23 protein-coding genes are annotated in these 25377 nt (G+C 69.9%); 11 read left to right on the plus strand and 12 right to left on the minus strand.

The window, feature by feature from the left end; translation table 11 throughout:
• Positions 1-248: 248 nt before the first annotated feature.
• A complete protein-coding gene (locus QZ749_RS03225; RefSeq protein WP_296943175.1) occupies positions 249-1262 on the plus strand; it encodes a DUF4424 family protein in 1014 nt (337 codons plus the stop codon).
• Between the two features lie 261 nt (positions 1263-1523).
• Here the strand turns inward: QZ749_RS03225 and QZ749_RS03230 are convergent, their stop codons facing one another.
• Positions 1524-1733 (minus strand): DUF2945 domain-containing protein, encoded by a 210-nt coding sequence (locus QZ749_RS03230; RefSeq protein WP_296943177.1) that lies wholly within the window; start codon positions 1731-1733, stop codon positions 1524-1526.
• 144 nt (positions 1734-1877) lie between these two features.
• On the opposite strand from QZ749_RS03230, the gene QZ749_RS03235 reads away from it, so the two are divergent.
• The gene (locus QZ749_RS03235; protein WP_296943178.1) at positions 1878-2570 is read left to right on the plus strand and encodes an HAD family hydrolase; all 693 of its coding nucleotides are present in this window, start codon (positions 1878-1880) and stop codon (positions 2568-2570) included.
• Between the two features lie 101 nt (positions 2571-2671).
• On the opposite strand, the gene QZ749_RS03240 is transcribed toward QZ749_RS03235, so the two are convergent.
• The 5 genes from QZ749_RS03240 to QZ749_RS03260 all read right to left on the minus strand — a co-directional run bounded on the left by QZ749_RS03240 (position 2672) and on the right by QZ749_RS03260 (position 9663).
• On the minus strand, positions 2672-3151 hold the full coding sequence (locus QZ749_RS03240) for a hypothetical protein (RefSeq protein ID WP_296943180.1): 480 nt from the start codon (positions 3149-3151) through the stop codon (positions 2672-2674).
• Positions 3138-4286, minus strand: a complete 1149-nt coding sequence (locus tag QZ749_RS03245; protein ID WP_296943268.1) for a glycosyltransferase — start codon at positions 4284-4286, stop codon at positions 3138-3140. Before QZ749_RS03245 ends, QZ749_RS03240 begins: the two co-directional genes overlap by 14 nt.
• A 155-nt stretch (positions 4287-4441) precedes the next feature.
• Positions 4442-7768 (minus strand): DEAD/DEAH box helicase, encoded by a 3327-nt coding sequence (locus QZ749_RS03250; RefSeq protein ID WP_296943182.1) that lies wholly within the window; start codon positions 7766-7768, stop codon positions 4442-4444.
• A gap of 63 nt (positions 7769-7831) precedes the next feature.
• Positions 7832-8524, minus strand: coding sequence for a hypothetical protein (locus QZ749_RS03255; protein ID WP_296943183.1), 693 nt, complete (start codon positions 8522-8524; stop codon positions 7832-7834).
• Positions 8524-9663 carry a branched-chain amino acid ABC transporter substrate-binding protein gene (locus QZ749_RS03260; RefSeq protein WP_296943185.1) on the minus strand — a complete coding sequence of 380 codons (1140 nt, stop codon included), beginning with the start codon at positions 9661-9663 and terminating at the stop codon, positions 8524-8526. Before QZ749_RS03260 ends, QZ749_RS03255 begins: the two co-directional genes overlap by 1 nt.
• Before the next feature lie 152 nt (positions 9664-9815).
• Here QZ749_RS03260 and QZ749_RS03265 point away from each other — a divergent pair, with 152 nt between their 5' ends.
• A complete protein-coding gene (locus QZ749_RS03265; RefSeq protein ID WP_296943188.1) occupies positions 9816-11078 on the plus strand; it encodes a DUF2254 domain-containing protein in 1263 nt (420 codons plus the stop codon).
• 4 nt (positions 11079-11082) lie between these two features.
• On the opposite strand, the gene QZ749_RS03270 is transcribed toward QZ749_RS03265, so the two are convergent.
• Positions 11083-12600, minus strand: coding sequence for a BCCT family transporter (locus tag QZ749_RS03270; protein WP_296943190.1), 1518 nt, complete (start codon positions 12598-12600; stop codon positions 11083-11085).
• Between the two features lie 182 nt (positions 12601-12782).
• Here QZ749_RS03270 and QZ749_RS03275 point away from each other — a divergent pair, with 182 nt between their 5' ends.
• Complete coding sequence (locus QZ749_RS03275) at positions 12783-12932, plus strand: DUF2256 domain-containing protein (RefSeq protein ID WP_296943270.1); 150 nt, start codon at positions 12783-12785, stop codon at positions 12930-12932.
• A 36-nt stretch (positions 12933-12968) separates the two neighbouring features.
• Here QZ749_RS03275 and folE read toward each other — a convergent pair whose 3' ends face one another.
• From folE to QZ749_RS03290, 3 genes are all read right to left on the minus strand, one after another.
• A complete protein-coding gene (folE, locus tag QZ749_RS03280; protein WP_296943192.1) occupies positions 12969-13709 on the minus strand; it encodes a GTP cyclohydrolase I in 741 nt (246 codons plus the stop codon).
• A 235-nt stretch (positions 13710-13944) separates the two neighbouring features.
• A complete protein-coding gene (locus QZ749_RS03285; protein WP_296943194.1) occupies positions 13945-14934 on the minus strand; it encodes a MerR family transcriptional regulator in 990 nt (329 codons plus the stop codon).
• A 101-nt stretch (positions 14935-15035) separates the two neighbouring features.
• Positions 15036-17126: a M13 family metallopeptidase gene (locus QZ749_RS03290; protein ID WP_296943196.1), complete on the minus strand. Its 2091-nt coding sequence runs from the start codon at positions 17124-17126 to the stop codon at positions 15036-15038.
• Between the two features lie 133 nt (positions 17127-17259).
• Between QZ749_RS03290 and QZ749_RS03295 the strand changes: the two genes are divergently transcribed.
• From QZ749_RS03295 to QZ749_RS03320, 6 genes are all read left to right on the plus strand, one after another.
• Positions 17260-17604 carry a zinc ribbon domain-containing protein YjdM gene (locus QZ749_RS03295; protein WP_296943198.1) on the plus strand — a complete coding sequence of 115 codons (345 nt, stop codon included), beginning with the start codon at positions 17260-17262 and terminating at the stop codon, positions 17602-17604.
• A gap of 62 nt (positions 17605-17666) precedes the next feature.
• The gene (locus QZ749_RS03300) at positions 17667-18506 is read left to right on the plus strand and encodes a CAP domain-containing protein (protein WP_296943200.1); all 840 of its coding nucleotides are present in this window, start codon (positions 17667-17669) and stop codon (positions 18504-18506) included.
• Between the two features lie 84 nt (positions 18507-18590).
• Positions 18591-19040, plus strand: a complete 450-nt coding sequence (locus QZ749_RS03305) for a MarR family winged helix-turn-helix transcriptional regulator (RefSeq protein ID WP_296943202.1) — start codon at positions 18591-18593, stop codon at positions 19038-19040.
• Positions 19041-19094: 54 nt separating this feature from the next.
• The gene (locus tag QZ749_RS03310; protein WP_296943204.1) at positions 19095-19523 is read left to right on the plus strand and encodes an organic hydroperoxide resistance protein; all 429 of its coding nucleotides are present in this window, start codon (positions 19095-19097) and stop codon (positions 19521-19523) included.
• 234 nt (positions 19524-19757) lie between these two features.
• Positions 19758-20753 carry an alpha/beta fold hydrolase gene (locus tag QZ749_RS03315; RefSeq protein ID WP_296943206.1) on the plus strand — a complete coding sequence of 332 codons (996 nt, stop codon included), beginning with the start codon at positions 19758-19760 and terminating at the stop codon, positions 20751-20753.
• A 28-nt stretch (positions 20754-20781) separates the two neighbouring features.
• Positions 20782-21876 carry a thioredoxin family protein gene (locus QZ749_RS03320; RefSeq protein WP_373896774.1) on the plus strand — a complete coding sequence of 365 codons (1095 nt, stop codon included), beginning with the start codon at positions 20782-20784 and terminating at the stop codon, positions 21874-21876.
• 46 nt (positions 21877-21922) lie between these two features.
• Here QZ749_RS03320 and QZ749_RS03325 read toward each other — a convergent pair whose 3' ends face one another.
• Positions 21923-23098: an NAD(P)/FAD-dependent oxidoreductase gene (locus tag QZ749_RS03325; protein ID WP_296943208.1), complete on the minus strand. Its 1176-nt coding sequence runs from the start codon at positions 23096-23098 to the stop codon at positions 21923-21925.
• Positions 23099-23167: 69 nt separating this feature from the next.
• On the opposite strand from QZ749_RS03325, the gene QZ749_RS03330 reads away from it, so the two are divergent.
• Positions 23168-23950 carry a TetR family transcriptional regulator gene (locus QZ749_RS03330; protein ID WP_296943209.1) on the plus strand — a complete coding sequence of 261 codons (783 nt, stop codon included), beginning with the start codon at positions 23168-23170 and terminating at the stop codon, positions 23948-23950.
• On the opposite strand, the gene QZ749_RS03335 is transcribed toward QZ749_RS03330, so the two are convergent.
• Positions 23907-25256 carry an HD-GYP domain-containing protein gene (locus tag QZ749_RS03335; protein WP_296943210.1) on the minus strand — a complete coding sequence of 450 codons (1350 nt, stop codon included), beginning with the start codon at positions 25254-25256 and terminating at the stop codon, positions 23907-23909. The genes QZ749_RS03330 and QZ749_RS03335 overlap by 44 nt on opposite strands.
• Positions 25257-25377: the final 121 nt, after the last annotated feature.

Raw genomic sequence — 25377 nt, forward strand, 5'->3', positions numbered from 1 at the left:
GTACGGGCAAAGGTCTGGGCATGGCGCCGCCCGGGATGCGGGCGGCGCCGTCGATCGCCTGGTCGGCGATGTCTTGCGGGACCCATGATAGTGACCCGGTCCGTGCCGAAAAATACCGGCAACGGGGATTGTTCGTTACGGATCGGGTAACAATCCCGCCCGCGCTCCCGCCTTGCCGGGCGGCGTAGCGTGCCGCCGGCGATGTTCGGTATATTGGCCATCGTCCAATATCTCAACCATCGCCACGCATGAAACCCACGCCCGCCACGCTCGCCACGCTGCTGCTCCCGCTGTTTCCGCTGCTCCCGCTGGCGGCCTCCGCCAACGACGGCATCGGCGCCGTCGGCGCCGGCGGCATCGTGTTCCACAAGACCGATGCCATCGCCATGAAGAAGGAAGTCCTCGACGTCAGCCACCGCCGCATCAGCGTCGACTACGAATTCGTCAACGAATCCGCCGCGGACGTGGAGGAAACCATCGTCTTCCCCCTGCCCGCCTATCCGGCCTTCGAACAGGTCAGCGACAGCTACTACGGCCAGCCGGACGGCTTTTCCATCGCCGTCGACGGCAAGCCGGTGCGCTTCGACACCGTCGTGCAGGCCTTGCTCGACGGCGTCGACGTCACCGCCCGGCTGCGCAAGCTGGGCCTGAGCGATGCCCAGATCGCCTACCACCCCAGCTTCGGCAAGCAGGCCGGCGTGGCGCCGCTGAGCGCCCGGCAGCGCCAGCAACTGGCCGGATCGAAGCTGTACGGCGCGGGGCAGACGGGCGACACCGGTCCGCTCTGGGAAGTGCAAATCAACTATGTGTGGAAGCAAAAGTTCCCGAGCAACAAGGTGGTGCGCGTGCACCATGCCTATCGCCCCTTCGTGGCGGCGGGCCCGGGCGAGTCGGGCATGGATGCGGACACGGCGAAGCGGTATTGCGCCGACGCGGCGTTCCTGACAAGCTGGAACAGGCTGGCGGCGCGCCATGGCGACCCGGGCGGGTACTGGCTGAATGCGGCCAAGGTGGCCTACATCCTCAAGACCGGCAATACCTGGAAGCGCGGCATCGAGGATTTCACGCTCAACGTGCGCAAGGACGATCCGGCCGAACTGGTCAGCCTGTGCTTCCCCGGGACGTTCCGGAAGATCGATGCGAAGACTTACCAGGTGCGCCTGCGCAATTTCAAGCCGGCGCAGGACCTGGACGTCTACTTCGGCAACGTCGGCGCGGAGGACGGGGCCAACGTGGGCCGCATGCCGGTCCTGCGCAAATAGCGCCGCCCGGATGCGACGACGCCACCCGAGGGTGGCGCCGGCATCGTTCGGCCATCGTGCCGATCAGTGGAAGAAGAAGTACAGGATGACCAGGACGACGGCGGGCACGCCCATCAGCCATGCGAGAAAATATTTACCCATGATTGCGCTCCTTGTGCGTTGGTTCGGATGACGCTTTCAGGATGCCGCGCACGCCTGGGACCGTCCGTGCGCTGAACCACAATGGATAACTATTTACGCGGAATCAACCTGGGGGCCGATTCACACCTTCCTCAGCGCGCTCGCCTTGTGCGCCGCCTCGGCACCGGTCTTGTCGCTGACGACCAGGTATTCCGGATGGTCGGCCGAGGCTGCCACCTCGTGCCCCTTGATCGCCGTGTGCGCCGTCAGTTTCTTCTTGACCGTGCCGCGCACGGTGCCCTGCGACGCCTGCCATTGCACCTTGTCGCCGGCCTTGAATTCGTCCGTCATACGTCCTCCTGGCTGTGATGAGAGGCGATTTGACCACAGCCGGCGCAACGCGTCCGCACGGTACTGCCAGGCACGGTCCCTGTCATACGCCTGTCACGACCGCCCTTGTATGATGGTCGGAAACAGGTATCGCCCGGCAAACATATGTACAAGAGCAATAAACGATTGTTGATCCTCGACGCGGACGGCACCACGATCGACGCGTTTTCCGCCATCGAGGCGGCCTTCGCGCGCCACGGCCTCGTCATCGGCGACGAGGCGCGCTTCCAGAAGCGCCACAACCTGCTGAAATACCTGGGCGGCCTGAAGGAATTCCCGACGATCCTGCGCAAGAACCTGCGCAAGAACAGCCGCGCCAGGCTGGTCGACAGCCTCACCACCGTGTACCGCGAGGAAGCCGCGCTGTACGACGGCATCGCCGACCTGGTGCGCGAACTCATCGCCGCGCCGGACGTCGTCGTCGGCGTGGTCACCCGCAACATCACCAACGACCCGCTGGAAACGCTGCGCCAGCTGTTCCTGCGCCACGACATCGACATCAACGACCTGGACTTCCTCGTCCACGTGCCGCTGGGCGAAAAAAAGACCGCGCAGTTCCGCGCCATCCGCGAACAGTTCGGCATCAATCCGGCGCGCGCCTACGTCTGCGGCGACGAGCACAAGGATTTCGCCGCGGCCATCCACACCGGCATGCACCCGTTCATGGTGTCCTACGGTTTCGAGGACCACGATCGCCTGACGGCCAAGTTCGCCATCCCGGACGAACTGATCGCGCGGACCTCGGACGAACTGTGCCGGCGGGTGCGCCACGCGCTCGATCTGGCGTCGTCCCGCTGACGTCAAAACCGTCGTCCCGGCGCAGGCCGGGACCGGATGTGCCCGCAGCCCGGCTGCTCGCGAAAATTGGGTCCCGGCCTGCGCCGGGACGACGTGCCGCGTCAAGCACCGTAGCCGTACCAGAACAGCACCACGCTGATCGCGCCGAAGAGCCAGTAGTCGATCGGCGCCCCGCACGCCCAGCGCTTGTGCCACGTGACGTGCTCCTTCTTGAAGCGGCGCCAGCCGAAGGCCGGATTGATCACGAACCACAGGTAGTCCTCGACGATCCAGAACAGCATGATCGACGCGGCCACGCGCGCCTCCAGCTGCCACGACCACTGGCCCATGAAGCACAGCGGGAAGTGGAAGAACACGCCGATGAAGGAAAACATCCACAGGTGGTAGCCGGTCATCGCGCGCCCGCCCCAGAAGAGGTCCAGCAGCGGGTGTTCCTCGATGCGCCAGGTGGGCAGGTTGGCGGCCCAGCCGGCGTCGCCCTCGATCTCGACTTCCACGCGCGCGAACAGGTAGGCGGCGGCCAGCACGCAGGCCAGGGTCGCGGCGAGCTGGCCCGGGTGCGGCAGTTCAAATGACGGCATCTTGGTTTTCGGTGTGCTTGAGGATGGTTTCCAGTACCTGCGTGGCGGCGTGCGGGCGGCCCAGGGCCAGTGCGCGCTCGCGCATCTCGGCCAGCTTCGCCGGATGCGCCAGCAGGTAGCGGACGCGGTAGTCGAGGGCCTGCGGGTCGCCGGCCTCCAGGGCCGCGCCGTGTTCGAGCAGGAAGGTGGCGTTGCGTTCTTCCTGCCCGGGGATCGGCGCGTTGACGATCATCGGCAGGCCCAGCGCCAGGCATTCGGCCGTGGTGGCGCCGCCCGGCTTGGTGACGACCAGGTCGGCGCACGCCATCAGGCGCTCGACCCGGTCGGTGAAGCCCAGCGGCGCCAGCCGGCCCGGATGCTGCGCGGCCAGGTCGCGCAGCGCCGCCAGTTCGGTCGCGTTGCGCCCTGCCAGCACGATGAGCTGGAAGTTGCCGGGGATGGCGAGCAGGCGCCGCGCCATCGCGCCCAGGCCGCCCAGGCCGGCGCCGCCGCCCATCAGCAGCAACGTGGTGATGGCGGGATCGAGGCCGAGTTCGCGCGCGCATTCGGCGCGCTCCGGCGGACGGGAAAACGCCGGCATGATCGGGATGCCGGTCACGTGGATCGCCGCGGCCGGCACGCCCAGCGCGCGCAGGCGGAACGCCACCTCGTCGCTGGCGACGAAATAGCCGGCGACGTGCGGATGGACCCACATGCGGTGCAGGTCGAAGTCGGTCACCTGCACCCACACCGGGCAAGCGAGCGCGCCGGCGGCCAGCTGCTGCGACAGGATCTCGGCCGGCTGGAAATGCGTGCAGACCACGGCGTCGGGCGCGAGCGCGGCGATGCGCCGCACCAGCGCGCGGCTGTCGCGCCGCTCGATCCGGCGGCGCAGGCGGTTCCAGCGCCCGTCCGGCGCGGCGGCGTCGGTCAGGCGGTACACGTGGCGCCACAGGCCCGGCGCGCGCCTCACCAGCCACAGGTAGAGGTCCGTGTACACCTTGCGCAGGCGCGGCGCCGCGTAGTCCATCGCATCGAGGTGGATGGCGTCGGCATCGAAAGGGGCCCCCGCCGCGCGGCAGCGGATCGCCTCGGCGGCGCGGACATGCCCGGCGCCGGCCGGAACGCTGAGCACGACGATGCGCTTGCCGGCCATGCCGAACCGGAAATCGTCGCCGCTCAAGGCTGCCGCCCCGCGCCGTGCTTCGCTACGCCGTGCATTTCCATCGCCGCTCCCGTCCATGCTGGAGCGTCCGACTGTAATGCGCGAATGTGACCCGCCGATGACGGCGGTGGCGGTGGCGGGAACGGCTACGACGGCGCGAACAGCGCGCGCAGGTCGTCCGGCCGGATGGCCTCGGCCAGGCCGCCTTCCGGCGCCAGCAGGGCGTCGGCCAGCGCGGCCTTGCGGCGCTGCATGTCCTGGATCATCTCTTCCAGCGTGCCTCTCGCGATCAGCTTGTACACGAACACCGGCTGGCCCTGGCCGATGCGCCAGGCGCGGTCGGTGGCCTGGTTCTCGGCCGCCGGGTTCCACCACGGGTCGTAGTGGATCACGGTGTCGGCCGCCGTCAGGTTCAGGCCGACGCCGCCGGCCTTCAGGCTGACCAGGAACACCGGCACCTCACCCTGCTGGAACGCCGCCACGGTCGCGGCGCGGTCTTCGGTGTCGCCGGTCAGCAGGGCATAGGCGACGCCGCGCGCGCGCAGCGCCTGCTCGACCAGGGCCAGCATGCTGGTGAACTGCGAGAACACCAGCACCTTGCGGCCTTCGCTGAGCAGGGTGTCGAGCAGTTCGAGCAGGGCGTCCAGCTTGGCCGAGCCGGCCGTGCTGGCGGGCTGGAACAGGCGCGGGTCGCAGCACACCTGGCGCAGCTTGAGCAGCGCGTCGAGGATCACGATCTGGCTGCGCGCCACGCCCCTGCGGTCGATCTCGTCGCGCACGCGCTCGTCCATCGCCACCCGCACCGATTCGTACAGGTCGCGCTGGGCCGAGCCGAAGTCGACGTGCAGCACGATTTCCGTCTTGGGCGGCAGCTCGGTGGCCACCTTGTCCTTGGTCCGGCGCAGGAGGAAGGGCTTCAGGCGCCGCGCCAGCAGGTCCTTGCGCAGCACGTCGCCGTCCTGCTCGATGGGCTTGCGGTAGCGCGCGCGGAAGGTCTTGTCGTCGCCCAGCAGGCCCGGCATCAGGAAGTTGAATTGCGACCACAGCTCGCCCAGGTGGTTCTGCACCGGCGTGCCGGTCAGGCACAGGCGGTGGCGCGCGTCGAGCAGGCAGGCCGTCTGCGCCGCCTTGGAGCGGTGGTTCTTGATGTACTGCGCCTCGTCCAGGATCAGCAGGTGGTAGCGGTGGCGGCGCAGCGCGTCCTCGTCGCGGCCCAGCAGCGGATACGTCGTGAGCACGAGGTCGGCATCGGCGACCTGGTCGAACGCGTCCTTCCTGTCCTTGCCGTGCAGGAGCAGCACGCGCAGGCCGGGGGCGAAGCGCGCCGCCTCGGCCTGCCAGTTGCCCATCAGGCTGGTCGGCGCGACCACCAGCGCGGGCGCGTCGAGGCGGCCCGCCTCCTTTTCGGCCAGGACGTGGGCCAGCGTCTGGATGGTCTTGCCCAGGCCCATGTCGTCGGCCAGGATGCCCCCGAAGCCGTATTCGCGCAGGAACTGCATCCACGCCAGGCCGGTCAGCTGGTAGGGACGCAGCTGCGCCCGCAGGCCGGCCGGCGCCGCGACCTCGCGCATGCCGCCGAATGCGTGCAGCTTGCGGCCCAGGTCGCGCAGGCGCTCGCCGCCCATCCAGCGCAGCTGGGCCGCCTGTTCCAGCTCGGCCAGGCGCGCGGCGTCGAGCCAGGGCAGGCGCAGGGCGGCGCCCAGGCGTTCGGTGAAATACAGCTCGCCCAGCGTGGCGAGGATCGGCTTGATGCGCTGCGCCGGCAGCACGACGCGCACGCCGGCGGGCAGTTCCACGATGAGGTCGTGGTCGTCCTCCCAGCCCGCCAGCGCGGCGGCGTCGTAGTCGTGCGGCGCGGAGCGGATCATCTGCACCAGCAGCGGCAGCAGCGCATGACGCTCGCCGTCGACCAGGATGCCCAGTTCCAGGGCGAACCAGCCGTCGCCGCCCTCGCCTTCCTCGGCCAGCTCGGCGTACCAGTCCTGCGGCGCCAGGATTTCGTAGCGATAGCCGGGGCCGGTATCCACCTGCCAGCCGGCGGCGACGAGGCGCGGCACCTCCGTGCGCGCAAAGGCCAGCCACCGTTCCGGCGTCGGCAGTTGCAGCAGCCAGGGCATGTCGTCGAGTGGCGAGCCGGGCGCCGGCAGGGTGAACCCCAGCCCGGCCAGCGTCTCGAAGGCCGCGCGTTCGGCGGCCGGCTGGCGCTCGACCAGTTCGACGTCCTCGCCGGCGCGGCGCCGCAGCACGGGCGCGTCGACGGCGTCGACGACCAGGCCGTCGTAGGAGAAATTCACCTGCGCATAGTCGTGCCAGCGCCCGCCGCCGCGCAGCTTTTCCAGTTTGCCGTCCAACAGCAGGCAGGGCACCGGCACGATGTCCGCGCGGCGGCGCGTCTGCAACGCCTGCGGCAGCGGCAGGATGCGGTCCAGGCCGTTTTCGGCCAGGCGCGCCGCCACCGCCGCGCGCTCGTGCGGCGCCACGTCGGGCGCCTGCAGCGTCATCGCCAGCAAGGCCTCGGGAGGAATGGCCGCCAGGTGCGCCGGCAGGGACAGCGCCCCCAGCACCATCGCGTCCTCGCCGCCGTCCAGGTAGCACATCGGCTCGGTCGACAGCAGGTAGTCGATCGCTTCGTTGTCCGCGAAGCACCAGGACAGGCCGATGACGTCGGGATCGTCGGCGGACGGGCGCCAGGCGGGGTGCGCCTCGTACTGCGGTCCCGGCACCACCTCGTGCAGGCGGGCGTGCTGGAAACGCGCCGTGTCGGCGACGAAATACAGCCGGCCCTGCGCGCACAAGTCCGTCAAGAGGCGGAATCCGAGCGGCCCGGCCGGCCGCATGTCCCTGAACCTGCCGGCGCGCAGGGCGGCCGTCATGCGCACCAGCGGCTGGTCTTCGCGCGGCACCCACGGCGCCTGCAGCAGTTGCCCGACGTCGTCCTGGAGCGAGACGCCCACGAGGTCGCCCCGCTTGTCCAGGCGCGCCTTGCACATGTGCAGTTCCAGCTGGTCGCCGGATTCGTCCGGCACGAGCACGAAGGCGAGCCGGAACGCGGGCGCGTCCGGCGCGCCCGGCGCGGCCGCGGCGCCGCGCAGGACCTCGTTCAGCAGTGCCACCTGGCGCAGCCACAGCTCGGTGGCGGCGGACAGGCCGTTCGCGGCGCCGGCCTGCGGCCGGGGCGGGGGCGGCACCGGGGCATCCTGCAAGGCGATGGCGGTCAGCAGGACCGCGACCACGTGCTTGCAGTTGGCCGCCACGGGACAGCTGCAACGGCCCTCGATGCGCACACCGCCGCGGCCGTCTCGGCGCCGGATCGATTGCTGGTAGACGGCGCCGCCGCTGCCGCCGACTTCGGCGAGCAGCTTGTCGCCCTGCACGCGCAGGCCGAGCACCTTGCCCTTGCGGGCATAGTCCTGGCCGCGGGCGAATGTGCCGGCATCGAACTGGCTGCGGATGGCGTCGAGCGTGATGTACATGGGCGAACTGGCTGGATTCGTGAACCGTCAGGTGCCATTATCGCCTGCGACGCGCGCCTGCGTTCAAGCCGGATCATGGTGGTCGTTGCGATGGCCCAGGCCGAGGCCCATGGCCATGCCGCCGCCACCGCCGCCGCCGTCTGCGCCGCCACCGCCACCGCCACCACCGCCGCCGCCGCCCTTGGCGCCACCCTCGTTCCGGCGCCCGCCGCCATTGCCCTGCACCCGCGTCGGCCCCTGCAGCGGGATCGTCGTGCCGGCCGGGACCGGGCCCAGGTCGAGCGCGTCGCGGATGAAGTCGCGCAGCGCGATCACCAGTTCGGCCGTGTGGATCGGGCGCCCGGCCGCCATGTCGCTGGCGGCCTGCGCCGCCATCCGGCATTGTTCCTCGGTGCCGAGCAGCAGGATGTCGGCCAGCGCCGCCTCGACGGCGTCGCGGATGCGGCGCGCGCGGTCCGAGCTCTCCTGCGCCGGCCGGGCGCTCAGATCCTCGGCCGCCTGCTGGCTGTCCGCGCGCACGTCGCGCAGGTGGGTCGGATCGACCGTCAGCTGGCCGGTGAAGGAACCGCCCAGCGTGCGGTAGGCCGCGATCAGCGTGCGCAGGCGTTCGTTGATCTGGCGGTTCATGCGCTCGCGCCGCTGCTGGATGGTCTGCATCATCAGCACGCGAATGCCGACGCCGATCAGGGTCACCAGCGCCAGCCCCACCAGCGTGGTCATGATGCCCTGCCAGGAGCTGAAGTCCATGTAGCGCATCAGCGCACGACCTTCAATTTCACCTGCTGGCCCTTGCGGTAGGTGTACAGCGTGAGGGCGGCGTCGCGCAGGTCGCCGTTGGCGTCGAAGGCGATCGTGCCCGTGACGCCCTGGTATCGGATGGCGGCCAGCGCCGGCAGGAACCTGGCCGGGTCGACCGAATTCGCCTTCTGCATCGCCGTCGCGAACACCATCACGGCGTCGTACGCGTACGGCGCATAGGTCTGCAGCGGGATGCCGAAGCGCTGGCGGTAGCGCCGGACGAAGGCGTCCATGCCGGCCTCCTCGGCGCCGGTCACGCCGCCGGCCACCACGCAGGTGACCTTGTCGTCGCCGAGCGCGTCGCCGGCCAGCTGCGGCAGCTTTTCCGAGCACACGCCGTCGCCGGAGACGAATTTCGCCTGGATGCCGAGCGCCTTCATCTGCTTGAGCATCGGGCCCGCCACGGCATCCATGCCGCCGTAGAAGATCACGTCGGGCCTGGTGGCGCGGATCTGCGTGAGGATGGCGTTGAAGTCGGTCGCCTTGTCGTTGGTGAACTGGCGGCTGACGAGCTGCGCGCCGCCGACGGCCTTGACGCTCCTGGCGAATTCGTCGGCCAGGCCCTGGCCGAAGGCGGTGCGGTCGTCGATCACCGCGATCTTCTTCGCCTTCAGCTCACGGATCGCGTAGTTCGCCAGCGTGCGCCCGACCATGTTGTCGTTGGCGACGACGCGAAACGCCGTCTCGTAGCCCTGGTGGGTGTACAGCGGCGTGGTGGCGGCCGGCGAGATCTGCGGGATGCCGGCGCTGTGGTAGATCTTCGAGGCCGGCACCGTCGGTCCGGAGTTCAGGTGGCCGACCACGGCCGCGACCCTGGCGTCGACCAGCTTCTGGGCCACCGCGGTGCCCTGCTTCGGGTCGCTGGCATCGTCCTCGGCCTGCAGCACCCACTTGACCGTCTTGCCGCCGATGGCGATGTGCTTCGCGTTCAGGTCGTCGATCGCCATCCGCGCGCCGTTCTCGATGTCCTTGCCCTGGTGCGCGCCGGGGCCGGACAGCGGCGAGGCGCTGCCGATGGTCACGACGGACTGGGCGCGCGCGGCCGGCGCGAACCCCAGGGCGAGCAGGCAAGACAACGTGGCAGGCAAGAGGCGCATGGCATTCCTTTTCGATCCGATGGGCGGATTGTACCGCCGGGCCGCGTCGTGCCGGCGGACGCATGCGCCTGCCCGACAGCGTATGCCAGCGTACCGACGCGGCGCGCGGACCGTGCCATCGTGGCCCGACGACGACTTCCGAAGACCGAACGATGCGAGACCAACTGCGCTACCTGTTCAGCCGCCTGCGCGAACGCCTGTGGATCAAGCCGCTGCTGGCCTGCCTGCTGTCGGTGGCGGGCGTGCTGCTGGCGCGCCTGGCGGACGGGATGATCGTCGATGGCGACGTTCCGGAAGTCACGCAGGAATCCGTCATCGCCCTGCTGAAGATCATCGCCGCCAGCATGCTGGCGATCGCCACCTTCGCGGTGGCCTCGATGGTATCGGCCTACGCATCGACCGGCCAGGTGGCGACGGCGCGCGCCTTTCCGCTGATCGTCGCCGACGACGTCTCCCAGAACGCGCTGTCCACCTACATGGGCGCGTTCATCTTCAGCATCGTCGCGCTGAGCGCGGCGATGAACGGCTACTACGGCCGTGCCGGCAGATTCACGCTGTTCGTGCTGATGATGGTGGTGCTGGTCGTCGTGGTGCTGACCTTCGTGCGCTGGGTGGACCGGATTGCGCGCCTGGGACGGATCGGGGCGATCGTCGCCAAGGTCGAGCGCGCTGCCGGCGCCGCGCTGGTGCGGCGCCGGCGCGCACCGCACATGGGCGGCGTTGCGCCCGACGGGATGCCGGATGGGGTGCCGTTCCACGCGGCGCAGGTCGGCTACGTGCAACGCATCGACGTTGCCGCGCTGCAGCGTGAAGCGGCCAAGCGCGGCGCGCGCATCGCCGTGGCCGCCCTGCCCGGCACGTTCGTGCACGCCGGCCGGCCACTCGGCAGGATCGTGTTCGCTCCCGGCCGCGACGACACGGAAGGCGCCACGGCGGCCTGTGCCAAGGCGTTCGTGGTCGGCACGCAACGCCAGTTCGACGACGACCCGCGCTTCGGGATGCTGGTGCTGGCCGAAATCGCCTGTCGCGCGCTGTCGGCCGGCATCAACGACGCCGGCACGGCCATCGGTGTACTCGGCTCGCTGCAGCGCCTGCTGTTCGAGGCCGAAAGGCAGGAGCCGGACGACAGCGACGCGCGCTGCGACCGCGTGGCCGTACCCGCGGTGTCGATGGACACGCTGTTCGACGACGCCTTCACCGCCATCGCGCGCGATGGCGCCGGCACCGTCGAGGTGGGGCTGCGCCTGCAGCGCGTGCTGGGAGAGCTGGGGCACAATTGCCCCTCGATGCGTGCCGCCGCGCGCCGCCATGCGGCGCTGGCGCTGGCGCGCGCGCAAGCCGCCCTGGATTTCGCGCCCGACCTCGCGCAGGTGCGGACGCGCCACGCCGGCTACTGGCCGGTCGACGGCCCGTGAATCCTCACTTCGCGGCCATCTCGCGCAGGCGCTTGCGCATCTCGCGCTCGCGCCGGCTTTCCGCGATCCAGTCTTCGCGCAGGGCGCGCCACAGGGCCACCACCATCAGCACGATCACCAGGGCGAACGGCAGCGCGAACAGGATCGTCGCCGTCTGCACCGCCTTCAGTCCGCCGGCCAGCAACAGGCTGATCGCGATGCCGGCCACCAGCGTGCCCCAGACCAGCTTGACGCGCGCCGACGGGTTGGGATTGCCGCCGGTACTCATCATGCCCAGCACCAGTACGGCGGAATCGCCCGATGTCACGAAAAATACCAGTACCAGCAAGGTGGCGACGACCGACATCGCCAGCCCGAACGGCATGGCCCCGAACATCGTGAACAATGCCGTCGCCATGTCGGCCTTGACCGCCTCGGCGATCGGCACGTGCTGCCAGATCTGCATGTACAGTGCGCTGCCGCCGAAGATCGAGAACCACAGGAATGCCGCGATCGACGGCGCCAGCACGGTGCCGACGATGAATTCGCGCACCGTGCGGCCGCGCGAGACGCGCGCGATGAACAGGCCGACGAACGGCGACCACGAGATCCACCATGCCCAGTAGAAAACCGTCCAGCTGCCGACCCAGGTACTGTCGCGGAATGGCGTGGCGCGCAGGCTCATGCGCACGAACTCGCTCAGGTAGCTGCCCATGGAATTGCTGAACGTCTCGATGATCGCCACCGTCGGCCCGACCAGGAACACGACCAGCGCCAGCAGGGCCGCTACCACCATGTTCAGGTTCGACAGCAGCTTGACGCCCTTGTCGACGCCGCTCACGGCGGAAGCCATGAAGATGGCGGCCGTGACGACGATGATGCCGACCTGCCACGCCTCGTCGACGGCGACGCCGAACACGGCCTGCAGGCCGCTGTTGATCTGCAATGCGCCCACGCCCAGCGAGGCGGCGACGCCGAACGCGGTCGCGACCACCGCAAGGCCATTGAACAGGCCGCCCAGCGCGCGCACCGGCCGCCATGGCAGCGTATCGGTCACCGTACTGATCAACGCAATGCCGTTGCGCCGGTACTGGAAGAAGGCCATCGCCAGCGCCACCACGCTGTACACGGCCCAGGGATGCAATCCCCAGTGGAAGAACACGTAGCGCATCGCGGCATTCGCGGCTTCCGGCGTGTGCGGCGCGATACCGGGCGGCGGCGTGCCGTAGTGCGACAGCGGCTCGGCCACGCCCCAGAACACCAGGCCGATGCCCATGCCGGCGGCGAACAGCATCGCGAACCAGCTGCCGATCGAGAATTCGGGTTCGTCATCCTCGCCGCCGAGCTTCAGTTCGCCATAGCGGCTGAAGGCGACGAAGGCGGCGAACAGCACCAGCCCGAGCACTACCCAGAGGTAGAACCAGCCGAAGTTGCGGGTCAACGCGACCAGCGCGCTGTCGAAGACGGTCGCCATGCTGTCCGGGGCGACGATGCCCCACAGCACGACCAGCAGGATGAAGCCTGCCGAAAGCAACATTTGCATATACACTCCTTAAAACTGCACCGTGCCAGGCGTGGCCGCGCGGCACGGTGGTATTGCGACGGCATGCGGAGGCTGCCTGCGCCGCCATGCTTGGCGGCGCGTCCGGAACGGGCTGCGTTCGCCCGTCATGCCGTGGTTTGAAGATGGCCTGCCACCGGGAATCCAGGGGACCGACCGTGAAGATGCGCAAGAAAGCCGACTTGCCGAGCAAGCCCTGTGCCCGCTGCGGGCTGCCGTTTCTATGGCGCAAAAAGTGGGAGCGCGACTGGGAGAACGTGAAGTTCTGCTCCGAGCGCTGCCGGCGCGCGGCCAAGGGAGCCGGCGCCGTGTGATACCGCTGCCGACCTGGCAACGGCGATAATACTTTATTAACGCTTTACCAGCGAGAGGAATTCGCGACGCAGCGCCGCATCCTCGCGGAACACGCCGCGCATGACGCTGTTGGCCATCGACGCGTCCATGTCCTTCACGCCGCGCCACTGCATGCAGAAGTGGTCCGCTTCCATCAGCAGCGCCAGGCCGTCCGGCGCCATGATCGCTTCCAGCGCGTCGGCCAGCTGGATCACCGCCTCTTCCTGGATCTGCGGGCGGCTCATGATCCAGTTGGCGATGCGCGCATACTTCGACAGGCCGATCAGCTCCGACTGGGCGTTCGGCACCACGCCGATCCAGACCTTGCCGATGACCGGGCACAGGTGGTGCGAGCAGGCGCTGCGCACGGTGATCGGGCCCACCACCATCAGTTCGTCGATGTTCGACACGTTGGGGAATTCCGTCACCGACGGCATCGGCTCGTAGCGGCCGCCGAAGACTTCCTTGACGAACATCTTGGCCACGCGGCGGCCGGTGTCACGCGAATTGTGGTCGGCGGCCGTGTCGATGACCAGGCTCGCCAGCACGTCCTGCATCTTGCCCGCCACTTCGTCGACCAGCTCGTCGACCTCGCCGGGCGCCATGTGCGCCGAGATATTGTCGTTGGCGAAGAAGCGGGCGCCGCTGGCCTGCAGGCGCGCGCGGATGCGGCTTGACACCGGGCGGGCGCCGGACGGTGCGTCCAGCGCGTCGGCAAGCGTGTCCGCCTCGAAAGGAGGAATGAGATCGTTCGGCATGCAATTCCTGAAATCAATGGGCGGACTAACTCCGCGGGGCGCGAGCGGCGGGCCGGCATCGCGGCGGGGCGCTCCGGCGCCGGTGGCGCGGAACGGCCTGGTACCCGGGTACATATCCGGCACCCCGGCGTGGCCGGCGGCGCCCGGACGGCCCGTCAGTGAAGTACCGGATTATAGCCCGGTATTGCAAATCGCAAATGGCGGGACGCTTTTTTCAGTCCGGGACAACCCCGGTTCACTCGCGCAGGCCGGGCGGCAACGGCAAGCCGTCGGCGCGGGCCAGGCGCTCCATCGCGCCTTCCAGCACGACGCGGGCCTGGGCCGCGGCCAGGCCGAGGTCGTGGTGCAGCCGGGCGTCGTCCTCGTTGCGCGAGGCGCACTGGGCGCTGTAGCGCTCGAAGCTGCCGACCATCATCAGGAGTTCGGCCAGGTGGCGCGGGCATTCGCAGGTGATGCTGTTGCCCGCGGCCGTGATGGCGGCCAGCGCCTCGTCGTCGAAACGGCGCGGCGGCGGCGCGGATGCCGTCGCCGCCGCCCCCGCGGCGGGCAGGCGCGGCGCCAGGCGCTGGCCGGCCAGGGCCTGGCGGCACAGCGGCACCAGTTCGCCCATCTCGGTCGGCACCCGCGCCGCCAGCCAGCCGCGGGCACGCAGCGCGCGGATGGTGGCGCTGGAACAGAAGCGGTACAGCACCACCACCGCCGCCGCCTGAACGGCCTCGCGCGCCGCGGCGATGGCCGGCACCGCGCCTTCGTCCAGTTCCGGCAGCTCGACCAGCAGCACGTCGGCATCCGCCCCGCGCGGCAGCACGCAGGGCTGGTCGAAGCGCGAAAAGCTGGCCAGCACGTCCAGCGGCAACGTCGAGCGCGCTCCGGCGGCGATGCGGCGCGCCAGCGCCAGCCCGAACACCACCACCCCGATCGGCCCGGCCGGGACCTCCCGCTCGCCCGCGGCGGCGCCGGCCAGCTCGCGCAGGCGCGCTTCCGGCAGCGCGGCGATCTGCCCGATCGGGTGGCCCTGGTCGACCAGTTGCTTGAGCAGGCCCAGGCGCTGCACCTGCGCGGCCGAGTACAGGCGCTGGCCATGCGCCGAGCGGCGCGTGTCGGACAGGCCATAGCGGCGCTCCCATACGCGCAGCGTCTCGACCGACAGGCCGGCCAGGCGCGCGGCGGCGCCGCTGCGGTAGGTGAGTTCGGAGGAAGAATCGGCGTCCGGTGGATTGCGCATGTCTGAACCATTCTTGAACCATGAATGGCGACAGTATAGCGGTTCAGCACAGGAACAGCACGATGCCGCCGTCGCGCCGGCGACGGCGGCAGAGCCGGGGCTTACCAGAAGATCACGCGCTCTTCCGGCTTCAGGTACATCTTGTCGCCCGGCTTGACGTCGAACGCCTCGTAGTAGCCCGGGTGGTTGCGCAGGCTGCCGTTGACGCGGAATTCGGACGGCGAGTGCGGATCGGACTTCACCTGCGCGACCAGGGCGGCGTCGCGCGCCTTGCCGCGGCGCGCCTGGGCCAGGCCCATGAAGATGCGCTGCTCGGCCGTGAAGCCGTCGATCACCGGCGCCGGCTTGCCCTTCAGCGAAATTTTATAGGCGCGGCTGGCCATGATGGCGCCGGCGTTGTCGGCGATGTTCTCGCCCAGCGTCAGCTCGCCGTTCAGGTGGTAGCCCGGCACCGGGCTGTAGGCGCCGTACTGCGCCACCAGCACCTTGCCCTTGGCCGCGAATTTCTCGCCGTCTTCCCTGGTCCACCAGTTGCGCAGGTTGCCGTCGCCGTCGTACTGTGCGCCCTGGTCGTCGAAGGCGTGGCTGATCTCGTGGCCGATCGAGATGCCGACCGCGCCGTAGTTGATCGCCGGCTCGGCGTCGGCGTCGTACAGCGGCGCCTGCAGGCGCGCGGCCGGGAACACGACTTCGTTCATTTCCGGGCTGTAGTAGGCGTTCACCGTCTGCGGCGTCATGTGCCATTCGGCGCGGTCGACCGGCTTGCCCAGCTTGTTCACGCCGTATTGGTGGGCGAAGCCGCGCGCGCGCATCACGTTGCCCACCAGGTCGTCGCGCCGGATCTGCAGCGCGGCATAGTCGCGCCACTTGTCCGGATAGCCGACCTTCACGGAAATCTTGGCCAGCTTGGCGTGCGCCGCCTTCTTGGTGTCCGGCGTCATCCAGTCGAGCGTGTCGATGCGCTCCTTGAAGGCCAGCAGGAAGTTGTTGACCATGTCCTGGACCTGCGCCTTGCGTTCGGCCGGGAAGTAGTTCTGCACGTAGACCTTGCCCACCACTTCGCCGAGGTCGCGGTTGATCTGGGCGATCGCCAGCTTCTCGGTGGCGCGGTTGACCTTGGCGCCGGTCAGCACGGTGCCGCGGAAGGCGAAGCTCTCGTCCACGAAGTCCTGCGACAGGTAGGGCGCGTAGGCGCTCAGCAGGCGCAAGGTGAAGTAGGACTTCCAGGTGTCGACCGGCGTGGCCGCGACGATCCCGTCCAGCGCCTGGACATAGGTCGGCTGGCTCACGTTGACCTCGGCGGCCTTGCCGGCGATGCCCTGCTCCTTCATCCAGCCGTCCCAGTCGAAGCCCGGCGCCAGCGCCTTCAGTTGCGCGACCGGCATCTTGTTGTAGGTCTTGACCGGGTCGCGGTTCTGCACGGCGCTCCACTGCGCCTTCGCGATGGCGGTTTCCAGCGCGACGATGCGCGCGGCCTGGCCGGCGGCATCCGGCTGGCCGGCCAGCGCCAGCAGCTTTTCCACGTGCGCCTGGTACTTGGCGCGGGTGTCCATCAGCTTGGCGTCGCCGTCCTGCAGGTAGTAGTCGCGGTTCGGCATGCCCAGGCCCGATTGCGAGATCTCGACCAGGTAGCGGGTCGACTGCTTGCTGTCCTGGCCGACGCCCATGCGCAGCGGGCTGCCGGCGCCGATGCGCTCGAGGTGGGCGGCCAGCGCGCCCAGGCCCCGCTTGTCCTTCAGCGCGGCGATGCGCGCCAGTTCCCCCTGCAGCGGCCTGGCGCCGAGCGCGTCGCGCCGCGCCTTGTCGACGTAGCTGGCGTAGTAGTCGCCCATCTTCTGCGCATCCGATCCCGGCTTGGCCGCCTGGTCCTGCGCGGCCTGCTCGATCAGCGTGCGGATCTGGCCCTCGACGTTTTCCTGGGCGACGTTGAAGGCGCCCCAGCTGGAACGGTCGTTCGGGATCTCGGTGCCCTTCAGCCAGGCGCCCTGCGAATAGCGAAAGAAGTCGTCCTGCGGGCGGACGGCGGCGTCGACGGCCGCCTTGTCCACGCCGGAGGCGGACAGGGCGGCGGCGGTGGCGCTCGGGGTGGTCGAAGGCGCGGTGGCGGCCGCGGTATCGGCCGATGGTGCGGCGGCATGGGCCTGGCTGGCGAACAGGCCCGCGATCAGGGCGCTGCACAGGGTGCGTTTCATGAAGGGTGTCTCCGTGGTTGAATCCAGGGGACGATGCTAAGTCAAACCGTTTACGATTGCCAAGCAAAGATGCATGCATATATCCATGATGCCAGGACGGGTATTATAATGGACGGATTTGCGAGAATCTCCCATGAGCACCCTGCCCGCCTGCCCGCAATGCGCGTCGACCTACACCTATGACAACGGCGCCGGCCTGCTGGCCTGCCCGGAATGCGGCAACGAATGGCCGCCGCAGGCCGAGGGCGCGGCCGCCGAAGCCGCCAGGGTCTGGCGCGACGCGTCCGGCAACGTGCTGCAGGACGGCGACACCGTCACCGTCATCAAGGACCTGAAGCTCAAGGGCGGCGGCGGCACCGTCAAGCAGGGCACCAAGGTCAAGAACATCCGCCTCGTCGACGGCGACCACGACATCGATTGCAAGATCGACGGCTTCGGCCAGATGGGCCTGAAGACGGAGTTCGTGCGCAAGGCCTGAACCATCGCCTGGATTTCGCGGCGGCCGTCCCCATCTGCGGCGGGACGACACTTTCCACCACCATGGCGCCGCTTCGCATCCTTCTTCCCCTGCTGCTGCTCGCCGCGACGGTTCCCGCGCGCGCGGACGAACTGGCGGACCTGATCAACGCCTGGCGCGCCGCGCCCGGCACCTGCGCCGGCGCCGCCGCGCTGCCAGCGCCGCCCCTCGCGGTCGAGCCGGCGCTGGCCGGCGTGCGCATCGGGCCGGGCACCCTCCTCGAGCCGGCGCTGCGCCGCCAGGGCTACCGCGCCGACCGGGCCGAGTCGATCACCGTCACCGGGCCGCAAGACGCCCGGGGCGCCATGGACGTGCTGCAAAAGACCTACTGCGGCCGGCTGCTGGCCCCGGCGTTCACGGCCGTCGGCACGGCGCGGCGCGGCCGGGAATGGCAGGTGGTGCTCGCGCATCCGCTCGTCATTCCCGCATTGCCCGGCTGGGAAGAGGCCGGCCGGCAGCTCCTGGCCCTGGTGAACGCGACCCGCGCCAGCGCGCGCCGCTGCGGCGACGGCACCTTCGCCGCGGCCGCCCCGCTGCGCTGGAACGCGCAGCTCGCGCAGGCCGCGCTGTCGCACAGCGGCGACATGGCCGAACGCCATTACTTCGAGCACCGCCAGCCGGACGGCAGCGAACCGGCCGACCGCGCCACGCGCGCCGGCTACCGCTGGCGCCTGGTCGGGGAAAACATCGCTTCGGGCCAGCGCACGCCGCAGGAGGCAATGGCGGCCTGGCTCGACAGTCCGGGACACTGCGCCAACATCATGAACCCGCGCTTTGCCGAGATGGGTGCGGCCTATGCCATCAATCCGGACAACGACAACCGCACAGCCTTCTGGACCCAGGTGTTCGGCGCGCCACGCTGATGAACCCGTCGATAGATTCTGCCTATGTAGCCGATTGAAACGCACATATTGCGCGCAATTGAATTGCGCACTATTATTCAACCCATGGAAACGAACACTGCAAACGACGCCCTGCTGCTCGACAACCAGTTGTGTTTTGCGCTCCACTCGGCATCGCTGGCGATGACGAAGGTGTACAAGCCGCACCTGGACAGGCTGGGACTGACGTACCCGCAATACCTGGCGCTGCTGGTGCTGTGGGAGCGCGACGGCATCACCGTGTCGGAGATCGGGGAACGCCTGTTCCTGGACTCGGGTACGCTGACGCCGCTGCTCAAGCGCCTCGAAGCGCAGGGCCTGGTCGACCGGACCAGGGATCCGCAGGACGAGCGCCGTGTCGTGATCCGCCTGACCGCGCAGGGCCGCGCGCTGCGGCAACAGGCCGCCGGCATTCCCGGCTGCATCCTGGGCGCCAGCGGCTGCGACGTGGACGAGATCGTGGCCCTGGCCGAGCGCATCAAGCTGCTGCGGCGGCAACTGGCCAGTGCGATCTGAAGCACGATTCGACGTATTTTTTTTTGACCGACAACTCACTGAAAGGGTAATGCCATGACCACCAAACTCGACAAAGTCCTGTACACCGCCAAAGCCCACACCACCGGCGGCCGCGAAGGCCGTTCCGTCACCGACGACGGCATCCTGGACGTGACCCTGCAGCCGCCGAAGGAAATGGGCGGCAAGGGCGGCGCGACCAACCCTGAACAGCTGTTCGCCGCCGGCTACTCGGCCTGCTTCATCGGCGCCATGAAATTCGTGGCCGGCCAGAAGAAGATCGCCGTCCCGGCCGAGACCGCCGTCGACGCCAGCGTCTCGATCGGCCCGATCCCCAACGGTTTCGGCCTGGCCGTGGAACTGAAGGTGAGCCTGCCGGGCATGGACCGCGCAGCGGCGCAGGAACTGATCGACGCCGCCCACGTCGTGTGCCCGTACTCGAACGCCACCCGCGGCAACATCGACGTCACGCTGACCCTGGCCTGATCGCCTCCGGCCGGGCCGCGGGCCCGGCAAGCTGCACGGCAAGGCGCCGCCCGTCATGGGCGGCGCCTTTTTTCATGGCGCCGCTCCCCTCCGTCGTCCCCGCCGCGCCTGCTGCGCCGGCGAATTAATTATCGCGATAATGATTGTTGCGCTTGAAAAGTGCCGCGACCTCGTATAAATTTACGATCATAATATTTGTCGTCATAATTAACTTCTGGAAATTGGAGCGACATCATGCGCCTACGCCACAAGCCTTCCTTCCTGCGCGCCGCCGGCGCCATCCTGGCCGCCACCTGCTGCTGCCTGCCGGCGCAGGCGCAGCCCACCGCCCCGTCCTTCGGCCCGGTCAGGCAGGTCGCTGCCGGCGACCTCGACGTCGGCTACGTCGATGCGGGTCCGGCCGGCGGCCCGGTGGTGATCCTCCTGCACGGCTGGCCCTACGACATCCACAGCTACGCCGACGTCGTCCCCCTGCTGACGCAGGCCGGCTACCGCGTGGTCGTGCCCTACCTGCGCGGCTACGGCAGCACGCGCTTTCGCGACGCGCACGCGGTGCGCAACGGCGAACCGGCGGCGCTCGCGGCCGACGTGGTCGCGCTGATGGACGCGCTGAAGATCGACCGCGCCATCCTGGCCGGCTACGACTGGGGTGCGCGCACGGCGGACATCGTCGCGGCCCTGTGGCCGCAACGGGTGAAGGGCCTGGTGTCGGTGAGCGGCTACCTGATCGGCAGCCAGGAGGCCGGCAGGCAGCCGCTGCCGCCCGGCGCCGAACGGCAATGGTGGTACCAGTTCTACTTCGCCACCGAGCGCGGCCAGGCCGGCTACGCGCGGCACTACCGCGATTTCGCCCGCCTGATCTGGCAGACCGCCTCCCCGCAATGGCGCTTCGACGACGCCACGTTCGCGCGCAGCGCCGCCGCGCTGGACAACCCGGACCACGTCGCCGTCACCATCCACAACTACCGCTGGCGGCTCGGCCTGGCGGACGGCGAGGCGAAGTACGCGGACCTGGAAGCGCGCCTCGCGCGCCTGCCCCCGATCACGGTGCCGACCATCACGATGGAAGGCGATGCCAACGAGGCGCCGCACCCCGATCCGGCCACCTATGCGCAGCGCTTCACCGGGAAGTACGCGCACCGGCTCGTCACGGGCGGCATCGGCCATGACCTGCCGCAGGAAGCGCCGCGCGCCTTCGCCGACGCGGTGATCGCCGTCGACCGTCTCTGATCCGCCCCGCCTGCGAGGAGTCACCGCCATGTCCGCTTCCACCTCCACGCCGCGCCATGTCCTGCGCTGGTTCGCCGTCGCCGCGCTCGCCATCGCCGCCGGCGTCGCCGGTATTGCCGGCGCTGCCGGCGCCGGGCAGCGCAGCGCCCTGCCCGTACTCGGCGCACTGCCGCCGCTGGACGGCGCCGTCACCTGGCTCAATGCCGCCCCGCTCGGCGCCAGCGCCCTGCGGGGCAAGGTGGTGCTGGTCGATTTCTGGACCTATTCCTGCATCAACTGCATCCGCACCCTGCCCTACCTGCGCGCCTGGGCGCAGCGATACCGCGACCAGGGCCTCGTCGTGGTCGGCGTGCACACGCCCGAGTTCGCGTTCGAGGAAGACCTCGCCAACGTCAACAAGGCGGTCGCGCGCTTCGGCATCGACTATCCGGTCGCGGTGGATAGCGACCGGCGCATCTGGAACGCCTTCCGCAACGACGCCTGGCCGGTGTTCTACATCGCCGACGCGCGCGGACGGGTGCGCGCGCGCCTCGCCGGCGAAGGCAACTACGCCGAGGCCGAGCGCATCATCCAGGCGCTGCTGGCCGAAGCGGGCAAGGCAGGAGCGTCGCAGCCGCTGGCCGCGCCGCTCCCCGCGCCGGGCGGCGCCGGCGAGCAGGCCGCGCCCGATCCCGCCAACCTGCGCTCCGGCGAAACCTACGTCGGCTACGCCCAGGCCGCGGGCTTTGCCGGCGGCCGGCTGCGGCGCGACGTCGCGTTCGACTATGCGCGCGCGGACGTCGGCCTGAACGCCTGGAGCCTCGCCGGCAACTGGACCGTCGGCCCCGAGCGGGCGCGCCTGAACGGCGCGGGCGGCGGCATCGCGTACCGCTTCAGCGCACGCGACCTGCACCTCGTGCTGGGGCCGGGGAGCGGCGGCAAGCCGGTGCGCTTCCAGGTGAGCATCGACGGCCGCCCGCCCGGGCCGGACGCCGGGTCCGACATCGACGCCGCCGGCAACGGCGTCATCGGCGCGACGCGGCTGTACCAGCTCGTCCGGCAGTCCGGCGCCGTGCGCCCGCGCCTGTTCGAGATCCGCTTCCTCGACGCCGGCGCGCAGGCCTTCGCATTCACGTTCGGCTGACGCCGCGCGCCCGGCGGTACCCGCCCGATCGGCCGCGCATGCCGGTTCACGGTTCGCGTCGATCGTCCGGCCTGCCGGGCGCATGCGCCGGCTTGCGCGCCATGCCGCCACCGAACATGCGGACCACGCCGGCCGGCGCGTCCGGACCGAACAGCGTTTCCTGCATCGCCATGGCCTGCGCGGCAATCGCGGCGCTGCGAACGAACATGGCCTCTTCGTAGGCGCCCAGGGCGGCCTGCGGGTCGCCGGGGTTGGCCGCGATCGCGCGGCCAAGCTCGGCGCCGTCGAGCAGCGCCTGGTTGGCGCCGTCGCCCGACGGGGGCATCAGGTGCGCCGCATCGCCCAGCAGCGTCACGCCGGGCACGCGTTCCCAACGGTGCCCGACGGGCAGCGTGTGGATCGCGCGCGGCACCGGGTCGGTGTCGCTGCCCAGGACCAGCGCGCGCAGCGCCGGCGCCCAGCCGTCGAACTCGGCCGCGATGCGCGCCAGCGCCGCCGGCCGGTCCGCGAAGTCGATGGCGGCGACCCAGTCCTGCGGCTTTTTCAGCACCAGGTAGGCATGCAGCACGTCGCCGGGTTCGCGGTGCGCGAACATCGCGCGTCCCGGCGCGGGGACCATCAGCATGCCGGCGCCCACTGCCCGCGCCGCCGCGGCGTGGCGCGCGTCGGCGTCGCGCAGCCACGTCTCGACGAACACGTAGCCGGTATAGACGGGCCGCGCCTTCGACACCAGCGGCCGGACGCGCGACCAGGCGCCGTCCGCACCCACCAGCAGGTCGACCGTCACGGCGCTGCCATCGGCGCAGGACAGGGTGTGGCGGCCGCCGCCGATCGCCGTCACGCCCGCGACCTTGCAGCCCCAGCGCACCGTGCCGGCAGGCAGCGAATCGATCAGCATGCGGCGCAATGCCCCGCGCGGCACTTCGGGGCGCAGGAAGCGGCCGTCGTCGGGCTGGTCGACGAGGACTGCGCCGTCCCGGCCGAGCACACGCGTCGCCTCGGCGCCGGCGTGGACGATGCGCGCGAACGCGGCCGTGAGCCCGGCCGCCGCCAGCGCCACCTGGCCGTCCTCGGCATGGATGTCCAGCAGGCCGCCCTGGGCGCGCGCATCCGGCGCGCGCTCCGCTTCGTAGACCGTGGCGGCGATGCCGTGCACGTGCAGGACGCGGGCCAGCAGCAGGCCGCCGAGGCCGGCGCCGACGATCGCAATGGAAGGTGTCATCGTGTTTTCCTTTTGTGGAACAGTGTTCCAACGTATACTGGAACGACATTCCACTCATGTCAAGCCCCCATGGCCACCACTACCCGCCGTACCCGGCGCGGCGAATCTTCGCTGTCGCGTGCCGCCATCATCGACGCGGCCATCGCACTGCTGGACGCGGGCGGGGAAGCGGGACTGACGTTCCGTGCGCTGGCGCAGAAGCTCGCCACCGGCGCCGGCGCCATCTATTGGCACGTCGCCGACAAGGACGACCTGCTGGACGCCGCGTGCGACGCCATCGTGGCGGCCGCCATCGCCACCGCGGCCGAGGGCGCGACGGCGCGCGCGCGCATCCGCGCCGTCGGCCTGGGGCTGTTCGATGCGATCGACGCGCATCCCTGGGTGGGGGCGGAACTGGCGCGCAGTCCGGCGCGGATGCCGATGCTGCGCATCTTCGAAAGCCTCGGACGGCCGGTGCGCGAACTCGGCGTGCCCGCGCCGGCGCTGTGGCTGGCGACGTCGACGCTGCTGAACACCATCCTCGGCGTGGCGGGACAGAACGCGGCCAACCGGCGCCTGGCGCGGGAACGCGGCCTCGCCAGCCGCGCCGCCTACCTGGACAGCGTCGCCGCCGCGTGGGCCCGGCTCGACGCCGAAGCCTTCCCCTTCACCCGCGGCATGGGCGAGCAGTTGCGCACGCACGACGACCGCGAGGACTTCGCGGCCGGCATCGACCTGATCCTGGACGGGATCGGCATGCTGGGTCGGGCGGACGCCGGGACGGCGCCGGTACCCGGCGGGCACGGGGTGCCCGCCCTGCGCGAGGACGCTACGCCGCCTGCGGGAACGGCACCTCGGCGACCGCCCGCTTGAGCGCGTCGAAGCACGCCGGATCGAGCGCGCTGCCGACCGTCTTGGCCATCATCTCGAGCGCCTGCGGGATCGGGATCGCGCCGCGGTAGGGGCGCGCCGCCGTGATCGCGTCGAAGATGTCGGCCGTGGTGATGATGCGCGTCTCGATGCGGATGTCGGCGGCGTCCAGGCCGCGCGGATAGCCGGAACCGTCGAGGCGCTCGTGGTGGGCGCCGGCGATCGCCGCCAGCTCGCGGAAGGCGGCGATGCGGCCCAGGATCGTCTCGGTGAACTCGGCATGCAGCTTGACGGCATCCCATTCGGCGCGATCGAGCGCGCCGGCCTTGTCGAGCACGCTGTTGCTCACGCCCAGCTTGCCGACGTCGTGCAGCAGCGCGCCACGCTTGAGCCAGCGGCGCCGCTGCGCGTCCAGGCCCAGCGCCTCGGCGATCATGTCGGTGTACAGCGCCACGCGCTCGCTGTGGCCGCTCGTGTACGGGCTCTTGGCGTCGACCACCTGGCCGAAGGCGACGGCGATGTCGTCCAGGTAGTCGTCGTCGAGCGGATGCTGCGCGCGGCCCGCCGGCTGCAGGTCGGCCACCGCCTGGTCGATGCCGGGCGCGGCCAGCACGCTCCAGAAATCGTCCGCCCGCGCCACGTCCTCGAAGGCGGCGACGAGCGCGGGATCGAACCACTGGCCGGCACGCGCGCGCGCCTCGCGCAGCGCGGCGTCGCGGCCGCCGGCCGCATGGAACACGTCGATCACCTGCGCCAGCAGGGCGATGCGCGAATACACGGGAATCGCTTCCCCTGCCAGGCGGGCCGGCTTGCCCTGGCCGTTCCAGTGCTCGTCCAGCGAATAGATCCCGTCCGACACCCCCTGCGGGAAGCGCAGCAGGCCGGCGATCTCGGCGCCGCGCTGGCAGCGCGTGGCGACCAGGTCGCGCGCGATTTCCGGACCGTCGCGCAGGATCGTCATCACGCTGCGGAAGCGCTCGGCCAGGCCCGCCTTCAGGCCGGTGTGCTTGAGCACGAAGCCCAGCACCTGCGGCAGGCTGTCGCCCACCTTCTTGTAGTCGTGCTTGAAGTGCAGGTCGTCGGTGAGGTACAGCGCGCAGATGCGCGCCGCATTGCTGCTGCAGCCCAGGTCCTTCAGCAGGAGCGTGTAGTACAGCTCCCACAATTGTTCCTCGGGAAGTCCGACGCGGCGGCCGATGTGCGTACCAATCCAGCAACAGCGCACGCAGTGGCCGGCGGGCTGTCCCTCGGTGATGTCCAGCGCATAGCTCAGGGAGCCGATCAATTCCGACAGTTTCAGGGATTTCATGGACATGACGAGGTAATCCGCCACGTATTTGTGACAGAAATATAAAAAGTGATGATTATTGGCAATAGACTACATCTACGGGACGAGAATTGCAGATTTATTTTAACTATCGATTCTATAC

This window comes from uncultured Massilia sp. (assembly GCF_913773735.1).
Classification (GTDB): Bacteria; Pseudomonadota; Gammaproteobacteria; order Burkholderiales; family Burkholderiaceae_D; genus Telluria.

Excerpts from the sequence above, each read along its gene's own strand:
- QZ749_RS03225 (WP_296943175.1), top strand. The coding sequence starts at position 249 with ATGAAACCCACGCCCGCCACGCTCGCCACGCTGCTGCTCCCGCTGTTT.
- QZ749_RS03230 (WP_296943177.1), bottom strand. The coding sequence starts at position 1,733 with ATGACGGACGAATTCAAGGCCGGCGACAAGGTGCAATGGCAGGCGTCG.
- QZ749_RS03235 (WP_296943178.1), top strand. The coding sequence starts at position 1,878 with ATGTACAAGAGCAATAAACGATTGTTGATCCTCGACGCGGACGGCACC.
- QZ749_RS03240 (WP_296943180.1), bottom strand. The coding sequence starts at position 3,151 with ATGCCGTCATTTGAACTGCCGCACCCGGGCCAGCTCGCCGCGACCCTG.
- QZ749_RS03245 (WP_296943268.1), bottom strand. The coding sequence starts at position 4,286 with ATGGCCGGCAAGCGCATCGTCGTGCTCAGCGTTCCGGCCGGCGCCGGG.
- QZ749_RS03250 (WP_296943182.1), bottom strand. The coding sequence starts at position 7,768 with ATGTACATCACGCTCGACGCCATCCGCAGCCAGTTCGATGCCGGCACA.
- QZ749_RS03255 (WP_296943183.1), bottom strand. The coding sequence starts at position 8,524 with ATGCGCTACATGGACTTCAGCTCCTGGCAGGGCATCATGACCACGCTG.
- QZ749_RS03260 (WP_296943185.1), bottom strand. The coding sequence starts at position 9,663 with ATGCGCCTCTTGCCTGCCACGTTGTCTTGCCTGCTCGCCCTGGGGTTC.
- QZ749_RS03265 (WP_296943188.1), top strand. The coding sequence starts at position 9,816 with ATGCGAGACCAACTGCGCTACCTGTTCAGCCGCCTGCGCGAACGCCTG.
- QZ749_RS03270 (WP_296943190.1), bottom strand. The coding sequence starts at position 12,600 with ATGCAAATGTTGCTTTCGGCAGGCTTCATCCTGCTGGTCGTGCTGTGG.
- QZ749_RS03275 (WP_296943270.1), top strand. The coding sequence starts at position 12,783 with ATGCGCAAGAAAGCCGACTTGCCGAGCAAGCCCTGTGCCCGCTGCGGG.
- folE (WP_296943192.1), bottom strand. The coding sequence starts at position 13,709 with ATGCCGAACGATCTCATTCCTCCTTTCGAGGCGGACACGCTTGCCGAC.
- QZ749_RS03285 (WP_296943194.1), bottom strand. The coding sequence starts at position 14,934 with ATGCGCAATCCACCGGACGCCGATTCTTCCTCCGAACTCACCTACCGC.
- QZ749_RS03290 (WP_296943196.1), bottom strand. The coding sequence starts at position 17,126 with ATGAAACGCACCCTGTGCAGCGCCCTGATCGCGGGCCTGTTCGCCAGC.
- QZ749_RS03295 (WP_296943198.1), top strand. The coding sequence starts at position 17,260 with ATGAGCACCCTGCCCGCCTGCCCGCAATGCGCGTCGACCTACACCTAT.
- QZ749_RS03300 (WP_296943200.1), top strand. The coding sequence starts at position 17,667 with ATGGCGCCGCTTCGCATCCTTCTTCCCCTGCTGCTGCTCGCCGCGACG.
- QZ749_RS03305 (WP_296943202.1), top strand. The coding sequence starts at position 18,591 with ATGGAAACGAACACTGCAAACGACGCCCTGCTGCTCGACAACCAGTTG.
- QZ749_RS03310 (WP_296943204.1), top strand. The coding sequence starts at position 19,095 with ATGACCACCAAACTCGACAAAGTCCTGTACACCGCCAAAGCCCACACC.
- QZ749_RS03315 (WP_296943206.1), top strand. The coding sequence starts at position 19,758 with ATGCGCCTACGCCACAAGCCTTCCTTCCTGCGCGCCGCCGGCGCCATC.
- QZ749_RS03320 (WP_373896774.1), top strand. The coding sequence starts at position 20,782 with ATGTCCGCTTCCACCTCCACGCCGCGCCATGTCCTGCGCTGGTTCGCC.
- QZ749_RS03325 (WP_296943208.1), bottom strand. The coding sequence starts at position 23,098 with ATGACACCTTCCATTGCGATCGTCGGCGCCGGCCTCGGCGGCCTGCTG.
- QZ749_RS03330 (WP_296943209.1), top strand. The coding sequence starts at position 23,168 with ATGGCCACCACTACCCGCCGTACCCGGCGCGGCGAATCTTCGCTGTCG.
- QZ749_RS03335 (WP_296943210.1), bottom strand. The coding sequence starts at position 25,256 with ATGAAATCCCTGAAACTGTCGGAATTGATCGGCTCCCTGAGCTATGCG.